We start from the raw sequence: 12,501 nt of genomic DNA on the forward strand, positions 1-12,501 counted from the left end.
TTGAATTTGATAAGGAATATCTGAGGGAACTTTATGAACAAGGACGCACATAAGTAACCATTACAAATTATGGAAACAAAGAAAATATATGCCCCGGATGAGCTTATACCTTCGGAACCTATACATCCTGGAGAAATGCTCAAAGATGAGTTACAAGCACGCGGAATATCGCAACGTAAATTTGCCGAACTTATAGGTGTGTCCTATTCAGTTTTGAATGAAGTATTGAACGGCAAGCGGCCGATAACAACAGAGTACGCACTAAAAATGTAAGCATCCGATAAAGTACCCGTTTTCTCTATCATATTTTCATAGCACCTTTGCCTGTGCAATATTGCATGAACTTCTAACATATTTTCATTATGACAAAAGAACAATTTACCTCTTTACAGGAACTGCATCGTTTAAGCGGTCTGAGTCTTCTGAAATTTCTGCAACGTGAACATGTCAGTTACTCCACGTACAATTATTGGAAACGTAAATCTTCCAGTGTTCCCGATCACGAGACATCTGCTCCCCAATCAGTCTTAGCCCCCATCAGCCTGAAGTCCCCCTGTATTGCTTCCTCCTCTTCCGTTTCCGGAATGACCCTGTTGTTTCCTAATGGCGTCCGTGCCCATTTGGGTGCCGGTATGGAAGAGGCCGCTTCCCGTTTGATTAACCAATACGCCTGTTGCCATGTTCTGCCTGAATGATACGATGCGGTATTTTCTCTGCCCCGGCAGGACTGATATGCGCAAGGGTATCAGTTCTCTCTGCGGTGTGGTACACGAGCGTATGGGCTGCAGTGTCAGGAACGGTGATGTATTCATCTTCATTGGCAGCAGCCGTAAATTGATGAAGCTTCTCCATGCCGAGGATGGCGGTCTGGTGATGTATGTCAAGCGCCTTGAAGCCGGTCATTTCAAGATTCCCGAATATGATGAGAAATCGCGCAGTTATCCGATGGAATGGCGCGATCTTGTCCTTATGGTGGAAGGAATCCAGGAATCTCCCGGGCAGCGTTTAAGACGTCTGAGGGCGGAACGAAATGTATATACTGTATAAAAAAAGATGCCGTATCCCTTGTCTGTCCGGGATATATTTTGTACATTTATAGTGTAATTAAAAGAAACGGATTATGACCCAAGAAGAGATGCTTTCACAGATGAACTCAATGCTGCAGTCCCTGCAGCAGGTGAACGCATCCCAGGCTGAGACCATCATCAGGCTTACCCGGCAGAATGAATCCTTACAGAATCGTCTCAATGAGCTGACGGCTCAAGTCGCATGGCTGAACCGCCAGCTTTTCGGTCACAAGTCAGAGAAACTCCCGTCTCTTGATTCCAACCAGCCTGACCTGTTCGGTGACTTTCTTCCTGATAACGCGGCTGAACTGGAAAAAGCGCGTGAAGTAGCGGTGCAGACAATCACAAAAGAAACGGTGGAGAGCAAGAAACGGGAACGGAATAACCGCAGGATAATGGAAGGTCTTCCCGTACTTGAAAGGGTAATCATCGAGCCGGAAGACATTGACCTGGAACTGTACAGGAAGATTGGTGAGGAAGTGACCCGTGTGGTGGAACATAAGCCCGGACAACTTTATATAAAGGAGATTGTACGGCCCAAATATGCCCTTAAAGACAACACTTCACTTCCACCGGTCGGCAGAAAAGGAGTGGAGATAGCCGCCATGCCGCTGTTGCCTATATACAAAGGAATAGCGGGACCTACACTTTTGGCGGAGATACTCCTGCAGAAATATGAGTATCATCTTCCCTTCTACCGCCAGGTGAAACAGTTGCATCACCTGGGCTTCAAAGCTAGTGAAAGTACCATAGACGGATGGTTCAAGCCTGCGGTTGAACTTCTCAAGCCACTTTACGAGGTACTCAGGCAGGAAATCATGAAATCCGACTACATACAGGGGGATGAAACGACCGTACCTGTACTGGACAAGGCAGGACATCAGACCAACAAGGAATACTTGTGGATGGTCAGGGCAGTAGTCGAACGACTGGTGCTTTTCCATTATGACAAAGGATCACGGTCAGGTACGGTGATAGGGCAACTGGCTAAAAACTTCAAGGGTTATTTTCAATGTGACGGCTTTGAGGGTTACGAATCGGCTTTCAAGGTCAACCCGAATGTGCGCCTTGTTAACTGCATGGCTCATATACGCAGGTATTTTGAGCAGGCACTTGCTGAAAACAGGCAGATGGCGGAACATGCCTTAAAAGAAATACAGCTTCTATATCGCATAGAACATGACTGTGACCAGAAGCAGCTTACAGAAAATGAACGAATGGGAAAACGTCAGGAACTTGCTGGACCTATTATGGATGCCTTGAAGCTATGGATGGAAACAGAAGGGATAAAATACAGCCCAAACAGCCTGACCGGAAAGGCGATAACCTATGCCTATACCCGCTGGGAGAATATGATGAGGTATCTGCAGGATGGACGTATCCATATTGATAACAATCTGGCGGAAAATGCCATCCGACCAATCACATTGGGTAGAAAGAACTACTTGTTCTGTGGAGACCATCAGGCGGCCGTCAGCATGAGTGTCGTCTGTTCGTTACTGGCTACGTGCAAAGCGCATAAAGTAAATCCGCGCACTTATCTGAATGACGTTATAGCAAGAATGCCATATATGCAAAAGGCAAATTATGAGGAACTGCTACAAATGTTGCCACACAAATGGAAGGAAAAGAATAAAGAATGATGGAGATACAACGATAGATGGCTGCTTACCTTGAAAGGAGATATAGCCATTTTTTATAGTGTACTTTATCGGATGCTTACCTAAAAATAGAGGCAGCAACCGGTACTAAAGCATACATGTGGGTGAATATGCAAACTGCATATAATATGCAAACTGCCCGCCGTGACAATCGACTTTCAGCCATATTAGAGCAAATACGCAAAGCAGTCGCAATGCTTTAAAGTAGCTCCAAACATTATTTATCTTCTTCGTTAAAACACAAAACAGGCGGGGAAAATCCCGCCTGTTTTGTGTTTTAACACTTTATTCACTGCTTAATTATTATTTATTCTTCTAATCCCTCATGCATTAAAGCAGGATATTATGTATTTTCAAGCATGCTGTTGCCATTTTCTTCTTTTTTATATACTATCCAATTTCATCATGCCACTCTCACTCAGCAAAAAATCATCAGGACAAGAAATACCTGAAAAACGAAGATGTATCTTTTCTAAAGATTCCTGTATCAATTCCAGCGTATGGTATGCGATCAAAATGTCATACATAAATGCCTTCCTTCAGCATCTTCTCACGCAAAAACGAATCATCTTGTCACGCAATCGTACAATATCCACTTTGCAACCCAGCAAGTCTTCCAACTCCTGCTTAATACCAGCCAAAGCAAAAAAGCCATGGAGTTGCCCTTCTATATAAATATCGACATCGCTTGTAGCAGTATGTTCATTGCGAGCTACCGAACCAAATATTCCCATACGCAGAATTCCATATTTAGATGCATTTTGTTTTGTTGCATATAGTGGTGCAATAAGCTGACATATTCTGATAATGTTTTCATTTCTATATCTCTTTAATGGCTCTGAGTTACTTATCTACGCTATTTATACCACAAATATAATAAGTAAATTCGAGAATATAATACTAAGCCATAATCTTCACAGAGAAAAGATATATCACCACATTCAAACCATTTATTTCACTACAATAGGAATCATTTTACTATCCATGCGATTATCCCATATATATGCGATATAAATAACAGAATCTTCTCACTAGTGTCCCGTTAAAATCGGGACGAGTTATTAATTAATCAAATAATCCCGGAATAAGGGGATTAAATTGTTCTTTGACATCATTGAAATTAGTCTTATTAAACAGCTCTTGTAAAGGCGTTTTATCTGTTAATGAGATGCTAAGAATCTGCAAGACCTCATAAGTTGAACGATTCAGTTGCATATCATATTGGACAATAGCTACTAAACAATAGGTGATGATAGCAACACTAATCTGTATTCGAACCGCATTCTCGGTAGTACCCCAGAACCTTTTTATCTTAAGGTGTTGTTTCAGCCATTTGAAGAAAAGTTCCACGAACCATCTTTTCTTATAAAGATTGGCAACATCAAGTGCAGATATGTGTTTGGCATTCGTCAGGAATGTGAATTCACGATCATCCTCTTCATCATAGAAACGGATGACTCTGAATGATTCAGGATACTTCTTTTCAGAAGTGTACCCTATCAGTTTCACTTCCGCATCTGAAAGGATATTCTTCGGCATTCTACGCTTCCATTTACAGAACTTGCATTTCAGATTAGACTTCGCTCTGACTACAAAGAAAGAACCTGTAAGATGAATCCGATAAAGTTCTTTAAACGAGTCATACGCTCTGTCAAATATATAATAAGCATTTGGCTCATAATTAATTGCGGACATTTCTGTTGAATCATGCCTGGATGCTGTAGTTACTGTATAAAAGGCTGGAAGTTGTGCTTCTATGTCATAAAGGACATGAGCCTTAACTCCACCTTTTTTCTTACGGAACTTCGCCCAAGGGAATGTAGCCAAACATAAAGGAATCGTAGTGGAATCAAACGCATACTTCCTTCCTGGAATATCCAAGATGTGAGTCGATCGTTTTTCACATGCTTCCTTCATCATATAGAAAGCAAAATCTTCGAAGATTCTGTAATCCCGATTCTGATTGGCAGATGCAAGCGTAGTTTTGGCAATGGGCTCACGACCCAATCCCAAATGATAACGCTTTCCTTGATGTGCTTCCAAAGCTACAATCAAGTCACGAAGACTTTCACGATTACTGAGTTGACCGAACATCATTGCAAGTAACTGACTCCAGCAAGTGAAATGTTTCACATAACGATTGCCATCATACTTGTCTACAAGTCTTCTGAACTTATCATTGTTCAAGAATTCTACTAACTGAGCGAAAACATATTTATCTTGGTTCATTTGAGGTCACCTTAATTGACCTCAAAGGTATGATTTCAAATCGTCGCGCCTAAAAAGTAGTATCTAATAGACTATATTTCAATTATTTCAAAGAACTATTTATCCACTTTTACGGGACAGTAATGGAATCTTCTATAAAATAAATTATACGATGATGAGGATACTCTAATAAAGAACGGTATTGCTTCTCTCTACCTACCAATAGTTCTTCTACCTTACCTAATTGAGGATTAGACTGTAAAATACGAACAGCATTCAATATGCCATTTCGAAACTTATCTGCAGCTTTCTGACCTAAATTCTTCTTATACCACTGAAATATAGCCTTGAAAACATCTAAAGCTTCTTCATCCCATTCAACTTGAAACTCTACCACGACATTATTCTCTTTAAGGCTTCTTCATTACACACCTTTTTTCCCTGAGAAAAATTCTTTTCTACACGGTCTAAAATTGTATGAAGTTCATCTATTGAACAACAACCTGGTATAGATGTAGAACTTGAATAAGCTCCATATTCAGAGGTTGGTTCTGACACATGTGAAAGATATTCTTTCTTCTCTTCTATATCATGAGATTCTTTCTTTTTCATTTTATGAATTATTTTATACCACAAAGGTAACAAGTAAATCCGAGAATAGATACTAATCCATAATTATTTTCCCTTAAACCGATAAAAAAGGACGTTAATCAACATACCCCCTAAAACTGATATATCAACCATCTTCACAGACAGTTGATATATCTTACATACAAACACATATCAGCTTTTACGCTAATATGAGGGATAAGTCAGGAATATACCGCTGTATTCTTCCCAACTCGTATAATGCAGGGAATTCATGAATATATCATGAGTTCAGGGACCTACATATTTCTTTGATATTCCTTTAAATAGTTCGTAATACCTTCCAGCAATATATTCGTGACGCACAGCTTCCCTTCTTCTGAGAGAAGGAATTCAACATTCTTCTTATTATCCTGAAAGAAATTCTCGACTAGCACTGCCGGACAATTCGTTTTCTGACAGATATAAAGATTAGCAGTCCAATACAACTTGTGCGGAGACGGACGACGTACTTTCACCTTCCTATTCAAGGCAACTTGTGCCAGTTGCCGGGCAAGCCGTTTGCTATTCATTGAAGCATTGTTACCAACAAATACGCTCCATCCGTTTGCAGACATCCACTCAGCACCATTCCCCATCGCATTGCAATGGATTGATACCAATATAGTCTCTTTGCCGAATGCATTGACACGCTTCACACGCTCAGATAACGTCACATCATTTTCTTCCGGCACAATACGCATAGCATCAATGCCTTCATTTTGTAATCCGGTTACCACTCGGTCTGCAATCTCACGAATATATGCATACTCCTTCAAACGACCGTCAGGCGAACATTTGCCGGGAGTTTCCTTGCCGTGTCCGTTATCTATTAATATTTTCATGTGTAGATGGTTCTATTTTTGATACACTCCGTCCTTGGCCTCAAATATCACCGAAGGCTCAAATACTTCTACTGTATGCCATGCACCTTTGGGGATTTGACAGCCATACTTGGCTTCTGCAGGATTGAGGTGAATACGTTGTACTTCTTGATACGACACCTTGCGAGATACATCTTGAGCATCCATACCTTGTAGAAGTCCTGCCATATCATTCTCATATGAAACAACCTCTTCATAAATAATTTCGTCCAACTTACCACACAAGCAGATTACAGTTTCTGTAGTATCTTCATGGCGATGGATAGGCACTTCAGTTCCTGGCAACAACGCATTGAGCATGCGTTGGCTGGTATCAGCAGATGAAGTACGCAGGTCGAAATTCTGACGCAAACGCGGATTTTCTTTAGCCTCCGCAAAGAGAGTTTCGAGCATTATTTTATTTATTTCCATACTGTATATTCAATTATTGGGCATTCGTTTCGCTCTTCTAGGAATAAAAAAGTAGAAGCAAAACACCCATAAACCTTTTAAATATTTCATACATAAACATTAATAACGTCTCAACACCACTTGGAACGCCTCTGCGTAACTGCATCCCCATTGACTACCTCGCATTGCAGCCAAACCTGAAATATACTCATTGCTACGAGGATGAGGATATGGACGCATGACACCACGGTACATAGCCAACGCCTCGCATTTGGCATCCACACCTTCCTTACCCACCTCAACATAACAGTTAGGACGAAATAAATTCATGGCATCATTGATTGCCCACTCGCTACATGAAGGTACTTCCATATACCAAAACTCCTTCACAGACTTTATATTTGACTGCCGCTGAAACAAACGAACAGCCTCCTGACAAGCCATGGAAGTCTGCAAATGATCATTGTTTGTATCTGCAGGATGATGTGTAATGATAATATCCGGCTCACTCTCACGTATTACACTTTCAATAAATTGTACCAATTTCAAGTGAGGAACAGTATTCATTTCAATATTTGGGAAAGTTCCTTCATATATTTTACTTACACCCAAAAACTTATTTGATGCATTTGTGTCATCTTCCAATTCGTTATCTCCTGGACGAAACGCACGAGCCTTTGCTTCCGTACACATGATAGCTACATCCACTGTCTGTCCTTCACGAGTCCATTTATACATAGATGCACCAGCACCAAGAGTCTCATCATCTGGATGAGCTACTACAAGTAAGTATTTCATAAATTTAGATTTTAAATGTTACTTTTCCATTGTTTCTTTCGCATCATTTATAAACTCGTTCAGCATCCATGTACATTCCTTACCGAACAACGCATAAATAATACAAATCACTGTATATATAATCATTTTCAAATCGTAGAAGATACCTGCTTTTTTCACGTATGTATATTCCAATTCACGACGTGTAGGATATACTTTTTCCATATATTCCTTTTCATCCGTGATTTGGTCCCCATATATGAAATCATACAAAGCAGCAGGACCACTCAATCCTACAGGTACTTTTGCAGCCTCATTCCATTTGCCATAACGAAACATTTCAAACTGATCTTGAGCAACAGGACGAGGACCAATGATTGACATTGTGCCATTCAGTATATTGATTAACTGAGGTAGTTCATCAATCTTAACCTGACGAATGAAGCGACCGAATGGAAAGATACGATTTTCTTCAGGACGAAGGCTTGCCTCCGCCCCCCTTAGTGTGCGAAGCACCTTCATAGAGCGGAATTTATACATCTTGAAAGGCTTATTACCTTTACCAATACGGTTGGCACAATAAAAGATAGGACCAAAGTCGCTGATCAGGATGCCAATAATCGCAATCAAAAATACAGGACTCAATACTACAAGTGCAATAAATGCACACATGAAATCAAATAATCTTTTAATTATTCTGAGGAACATACTATTACTAATTAAGTGAATAACCTTTCTTTCTGAATTCCTTTGCCTGCTCAACTGTCGGCCAAGTGAAATAACTGCCGTTTTCTGTATCATTCTTACGTGTTTTAAGCGTGCCAGTAGCAATCTGTTTGATGGTTTCTACAACCAACTCACCACCCAGTTCCTTGGTTTTCTTCATCAACTGGAACATCGTTTTGCAATCACTGATATCCACGCTTCCTTGTAGACAGATGTCACCATCGTCAATATCCGCACTCATATAGTGTACAGTTGCACCACCCAGTTTCTCATTATTATATAGATACCAAAAAGAAGGCATACATCCTCTATAGTTTGGCAGCAATGCACCATGTACATTAATGATACCATATTTAGGAACACTCAGTAACTCTGGTTTGATGATCTGAGGTGCTGAATACGAAATTATCAGGTCAGGTGCAATGTCACGCACATGCTGTACATAGTCCTTAACATTCAAATTTGACACCACATGGAAGTCAGCACCAATCACTTTAGCCGAATGTGCAATGTTGCACCTGCCTCCATACATCTTATAACCACTCACGACATCCATTACACCTTGCACCTTACGCCAAATAGTACGGAACCCCATCTTGGCACACTGGAAAAATCCGAACCACTTCAACATGTCCAAAATCTTATTGTCCAAAGCGTACTTGGCCCTATTATTCACCACTTCAACAATATTACACACCTTTGAAGCCTTCAATATGTTGGTTGGTATATAAAACGTATCGTTCTGAGTGATGACCATCACTTTCAGTCTGTTATTTCCCATTTTATTGTATTGTCGCTAAAATCTTTAATTATATAGTTTCTCAATCTCGTCCCAAATCACATGGCTATCAAAATTTTCCAAAACCCATCTGCGTCCGTTCCGGCCTATCGATTTTCCATATTTCATCAGCATCAACAGTTTTTCAGCTATATCATCCGAATCATGTGACACAAAGAATCCAGTCACGCCATCAACAATTGAATCCCTACAACCTGTAGCTCTTGTGGTCAGCACCGGTATAGACATTGACTGAGCCTCCAGTACACCTGTTGGGAACCCCTCACGGTATGAAGCCAAAACATAAGCATCAATCAATGAATAATAGAGTTCCATACCACCATTTACAAAACCGGTGAAAATGATGTCTGGATCATTCATAATGTTTTGTTTCAACGATTCCGGAATAGCATCACGCTCCTCAAACATTCCGACAAGCAGCAACTTCATTTTATGATTCTTTTTAAGTTTTATAAAGGCTTCAACCAACTCAATGATCCCCTTGTCACGAACCAGCCTGCCAGTGAAACCTACAACGAAATCATCCTCTTCTATACCATATTTAACCCAAAGTTCAGCGACCTTTGTATTATCCACATTCTTAGGATTAAAATGAAAGTGTGTATCTACACCATTGCAAGTACCCTTATTCAAAACACCTTGCTTATATGCAGGAGCAAGACGGTCTTTAATACTACCTTGCAGAACAGATGGACTGACACATATTATTTTTGTTGCGCAAAAAGATGTCAGTCTATCGGCTGCCATTATACACCAACGGACAACCCCTTTACTTGTTTCATAAACAAGACCATGACGAAAGAAAAGTCTCTTTGGGACTCTCGCTAGGAAAGAAGCTACAATACCGACTAATGCCCCCTTTGGCGTATGACCAACCACAATATCAATATTATTCTTCTTTATATAGTGATAGACAGCCTTGATAGCCTTGATATCATCAACCAGTGATATTTTTCTATTGATAGGTACTTCCAAATATTCTATGCCATGCTGCTTTGCATACTCCGGCAGATATTCGCTGGGACTACACACCAAGAACTCTTTATAACCTTTTTTCTGAAAATGGTCAAATTGATCGCCAAAATATGATAGCGTAAAATAAATATTTACAACATGAAGTATTCTCATATTAAATGTTATTTTATTAAACTCCAAAAATCATTTCTGATACCTTGTGAAACAGTCTCCAGCAAATGATTCTTTCTGCCCACCTCAAAAGCCTTGTGTTGCATCTGTATAAGATTGTTTTTATCAGACCATATATCACGCAACACCTGTTCCATTGTCTTTAGATCATGTACACATATTGCACACTCATTGCGTCTTAGATATGAACCACCTGCCTGTTTGTCATCACAGATAGCCATCACAGCACAACCACTGTCCAAACAATCCACAATCTTGGTTGAGAAAGACAATCGGACTATACGCTTGCTCTTTGAATCAAAGCCTTCAACATGCAATGCAATGTCGCTATTATGGTAAATATCCATAAGTTGGGACATCGATACAGGATCGTGCATAAAAGCCGACTTCCCGTCGTTCAGGGCTGCCCGTTGTGATTCTGTAAGTTCTGTATTGGTATAGATATCAAGACGGAAGTTAGCACCTTCAGCATTTACCTTACGAATTGCATCAGACAACACTTTTAGGGTCTTCCAACGATTGATATAAATACCACCACCATATATAAAACGAATTGGATCGCCAACAAACTTCTTTTCATATTTAGGCAAAAACTCTCCGCATTTGCACAATATCTTCATGTTAGCACCAAAGTCACGTTCGCATTGTTCCTTTTGCTCTTGCGTCATCGTGTAAACCAAACTATACAACTTGAAAATGCTTCGGGTATTTCTTCTAAGTGCAAAATGATTAATCCAAAACAACGGTGAAAAGTTCAACTGATTATTCCCATAAAAGTCATCAGAGATGTATGATACCACAGAAACATCTGCTGTCTTCTTTACCAATCTGAGCATTTTGTGCATATAGTGATTGCCATAACAAGGGGCAAATATGATATCAGGATTAAAGCAGGTGACAAAATCCTTTATTTCCCCTTCGTTCCATCGTCCCAAAGCCCATGCAACTTCCCTTGCCAATCTTAGATAGCCACCCGCCCAACGCACTCCACCGTAGCTTTGTCGCTCGGCTACGGTAAAAACAGGATAGTCGTCATATTTTAATGTCATACCAGCCAATCCCTTCCCCAATATACTGTTTACCATCATCTTATCGGTTATCTGATAGTATTTTTTACACAACTTATTGTTGGGTAACTGTTCGTTACAAAATATCTGAGCAAATTCAGCATCGAAGCCCTGAAAGATATTAGAGAGCACATTACCACCATTCTGTTCGTCTCTCCATGCCTCTTTTGAAATTATTAGTATTCTCATTTATGTCTATATTTTACATAAAAGCCTAACAGCTTTCTTACTGCTGTATATCCAAGGATACTACATTTATTTACAATGTGCACATAAGGATACCAACTATACTGTATTAAAGACCAGAATTGCTTCATGTCTTTAATAAGATCATCAATATCACGTTCTTTTGAACGTGAAGTGTTTGTTAGCCAAAGAACATATTGATTTGCCAAAAAATGATTCAAGTAAATATTGTTGGGGAGAGGACTTGCTTTCATTCTCGCATACTTTTCAATAACATTTTTCATATCAATCAGGTGTTTGCGACTGACATTGTTGGATATTGACAATGTATTTTGTTGCCTATAAATATAAAACGGCAGATCAATAAAAGCAATCTTTGAACTAAATTGTAATAAGGACAAGCACCACTGAATATCTTCACTCAACTGACCTTTAACAAAACGCAGGTCAAATCTATTTAAAAAGCTTCTCCTTACTACTTTGTCACATGCTGAAGCCACAAAGAGGTTCTTCCTCATCATTACCTCCATTGAAGTATCAAGCCCAACGCCTGTAGGTCGTACATTGGCATACTTATCAATATTTTGGTAATACTTGCAAAGACGGTAAACCAGCACATCGCAACCTGTTTTGTCAATAGCATCAACCACCTGATTCAGTGCAAATGATTGATTCCACCAGTCATCACTATCCAAAAACATTAGATAATCTCCTGATGCCGCCTCAATACCATAGTTACGCGCATCACTCAAACCACCATTAATCTTATGTATAACCTTTACACGCGCATCACTTTTTGCATATTCATCACAAATGCCAGGACACTCATCGGGACTCCCGTCATCTACTAGTATCACTTCAATATCCCTATACGACTGCTCAAGAACGCTATCCACACACTGGTGTAGATAAGCTTCCACCTTGTAAATTGGGATTATTATTGAAATTTTCATATATACCCTA

Annotated in this window: 15 protein-coding genes and 1 pseudogene; 4 read left to right on the forward strand and 12 right to left on the reverse strand. The window is 39.9% G+C overall.

The features are described 5' to 3' along the window. Positions 1–69: 69 nt before the first annotated feature. From ACGHVY_RS08115 to tnpC, 4 genes and pseudogenes are all read left to right on the forward strand, one after another. Positions 70–264, forward strand: a pseudogene (locus ACGHVY_RS08115) (transcriptional regulator); the annotation flags it as partial. Between the two features lie 98 nt (positions 265–362). Further along, complete coding sequence (tnpA, locus tag ACGHVY_RS08120; protein WP_195473341.1) at positions 363–695, forward strand: IS66 family insertion sequence element accessory protein TnpA; 333 nt, start codon at positions 363–365, stop codon at positions 693–695. Next, complete coding sequence (tnpB, locus tag ACGHVY_RS08125) at positions 679–1,047, forward strand: IS66 family insertion sequence element accessory protein TnpB (protein ID WP_390598284.1); 369 nt, start codon at positions 679–681, stop codon at positions 1,045–1,047. The genes tnpA and tnpB overlap by 17 nt, the downstream gene beginning before the upstream one ends. 73 nt (positions 1,048–1,120) lie before the next feature. Beyond that, positions 1,121–2,710 (forward strand): IS66 family transposase, encoded by a 1,590-nt coding sequence (gene tnpC, locus ACGHVY_RS08130; protein ID WP_195473342.1) that lies wholly within the window; start codon positions 1,121–1,123, stop codon positions 2,708–2,710. A gap of 557 nt (positions 2,711–3,267) precedes the next feature. Here tnpC and ACGHVY_RS08135 read toward each other — a convergent pair. From ACGHVY_RS08135 to ACGHVY_RS08190, 12 genes are all read right to left on the reverse strand, one after another. Next, a complete protein-coding gene (locus tag ACGHVY_RS08135) occupies positions 3,268–3,462 on the reverse strand; it encodes a nucleotidyltransferase family protein (RefSeq protein ID WP_390598285.1) in 195 nt (64 codons plus the stop codon). Positions 3,463–3,793: 331 nt separating this feature from the next. Continuing rightward, positions 3,794–4,957, reverse strand: coding sequence for an IS4 family transposase (locus tag ACGHVY_RS08140; RefSeq protein WP_002561845.1), 1,164 nt, complete (start codon positions 4,955–4,957; stop codon positions 3,794–3,796). A 109-nt stretch (positions 4,958–5,066) separates the two neighbouring features. Then, positions 5,067–5,333, reverse strand: coding sequence for a type II toxin-antitoxin system RelE/ParE family toxin (locus ACGHVY_RS08145; protein WP_390598287.1), 267 nt, complete (start codon positions 5,331–5,333; stop codon positions 5,067–5,069). After that, entirely contained in the window at positions 5,327–5,548 is a 222-nt protein-coding gene (locus tag ACGHVY_RS08150; RefSeq protein WP_308746147.1) for a hypothetical protein, read from the reverse strand. Before ACGHVY_RS08150 ends, ACGHVY_RS08145 begins: the two co-directional genes overlap by 7 nt. A gap of 275 nt (positions 5,549–5,823) precedes the next feature. After that, complete coding sequence (locus tag ACGHVY_RS08155; RefSeq protein ID WP_390598289.1) at positions 5,824–6,408, reverse strand: N-acetylmuramoyl-L-alanine amidase; 585 nt, start codon at positions 6,406–6,408, stop codon at positions 5,824–5,826. 12 nt (positions 6,409–6,420) lie between these two features. Then, positions 6,421–6,858 carry a WbuC family cupin fold metalloprotein gene (locus ACGHVY_RS08160; RefSeq protein WP_390598291.1) on the reverse strand — a complete coding sequence of 146 codons (438 nt, stop codon included), beginning with the start codon at positions 6,856–6,858 and terminating at the stop codon, positions 6,421–6,423. 99 nt (positions 6,859–6,957) lie between these two features. Continuing rightward, entirely contained in the window at positions 6,958–7,635 is a 678-nt protein-coding gene (locus tag ACGHVY_RS08165; RefSeq protein ID WP_390598292.1) for a PIG-L deacetylase family protein, read from the reverse strand. Positions 7,636–7,653: 18 nt separating this feature from the next. Next, positions 7,654–8,322, reverse strand: coding sequence for a sugar transferase (locus ACGHVY_RS08170; RefSeq protein ID WP_390598294.1), 669 nt, complete (start codon positions 8,320–8,322; stop codon positions 7,654–7,656). Positions 8,323–8,329: 7 nt separating this feature from the next. Further along, a complete protein-coding gene (locus ACGHVY_RS08175) occupies positions 8,330–9,121 on the reverse strand; it encodes a methionyl-tRNA formyltransferase (RefSeq protein ID WP_390598296.1) in 792 nt (263 codons plus the stop codon). 24 nt (positions 9,122–9,145) lie between these two features. Then, a complete protein-coding gene (locus ACGHVY_RS08180; RefSeq protein WP_390598298.1) occupies positions 9,146–10,267 on the reverse strand; it encodes a glycosyltransferase family 4 protein in 1,122 nt (373 codons plus the stop codon). An 8-nt stretch (positions 10,268–10,275) separates the two neighbouring features. Next, complete coding sequence (locus ACGHVY_RS08185; RefSeq protein WP_390598299.1) at positions 10,276–11,541, reverse strand: hypothetical protein; 1,266 nt, start codon at positions 11,539–11,541, stop codon at positions 10,276–10,278. Continuing rightward, positions 11,538–12,491 (reverse strand): glycosyltransferase family 2 protein, encoded by a 954-nt coding sequence (locus ACGHVY_RS08190; RefSeq protein WP_390598301.1) that lies wholly within the window; start codon positions 12,489–12,491, stop codon positions 11,538–11,540. Before ACGHVY_RS08190 ends, ACGHVY_RS08185 begins: the two co-directional genes overlap by 4 nt. Positions 12,492–12,501: the final 10 nt, after the last annotated feature.

Source organism: Bacteroides sp. f07 (assembly GCF_042854785.1).
Lineage (GTDB): Bacteria > Bacteroidota > Bacteroidia > Bacteroidales > Bacteroidaceae > Bacteroides.

Bases quoted from the DNA above. Each gene is read 5' to 3' on its own strand.
- tnpA (WP_195473341.1), top strand. From the start codon at position 363: ATGACAAAAGAACAATTTACCTCTTTACAGGAACTGCATCGTTTAAGC.
- tnpB (WP_390598284.1), top strand. From the start codon at position 679: ATGTTCTGCCTGAATGATACGATGCGGTATTTTCTCTGCCCCGGCAGG.
- tnpC (WP_195473342.1), top strand. From the start codon at position 1,121: ATGACCCAAGAAGAGATGCTTTCACAGATGAACTCAATGCTGCAGTCC.
- ACGHVY_RS08135 (WP_390598285.1), bottom strand. From the start codon at position 3,462: ATGGGAATATTTGGTTCGGTAGCTCGCAATGAACATACTGCTACAAGC.
- ACGHVY_RS08140 (WP_002561845.1), bottom strand. From the start codon at position 4,957: ATGAACCAAGATAAATATGTTTTCGCTCAGTTAGTAGAATTCTTGAAC.
- ACGHVY_RS08150 (WP_308746147.1), bottom strand. From the start codon at position 5,548: ATGAAAAAGAAAGAATCTCATGATATAGAAGAGAAGAAAGAATATCTT.
- ACGHVY_RS08155 (WP_390598289.1), bottom strand. From the start codon at position 6,408: ATGAAAATATTAATAGATAACGGACACGGCAAGGAAACTCCCGGCAAA.
- ACGHVY_RS08160 (WP_390598291.1), bottom strand. From the start codon at position 6,858: ATGGAAATAAATAAAATAATGCTCGAAACTCTCTTTGCGGAGGCTAAA.
- ACGHVY_RS08165 (WP_390598292.1), bottom strand. From the start codon at position 7,635: ATGAAATACTTACTTGTAGTAGCTCATCCAGATGATGAGACTCTTGGT.
- ACGHVY_RS08170 (WP_390598294.1), bottom strand. From the start codon at position 8,322: ATGTTCCTCAGAATAATTAAAAGATTATTTGATTTCATGTGTGCATTT.
- ACGHVY_RS08175 (WP_390598296.1), bottom strand. From the start codon at position 9,121: ATGGGAAATAACAGACTGAAAGTGATGGTCATCACTCAGAACGATACG.
- ACGHVY_RS08180 (WP_390598298.1), bottom strand. From the start codon at position 10,267: ATGAGAATACTTCATGTTGTAAATATTTATTTTACGCTATCATATTTT.
- ACGHVY_RS08185 (WP_390598299.1), bottom strand. From the start codon at position 11,541: ATGAGAATACTAATAATTTCAAAAGAGGCATGGAGAGACGAACAGAAT.
- ACGHVY_RS08190 (WP_390598301.1), bottom strand. From the start codon at position 12,491: ATGAAAATTTCAATAATAATCCCAATTTACAAGGTGGAAGCTTATCTA.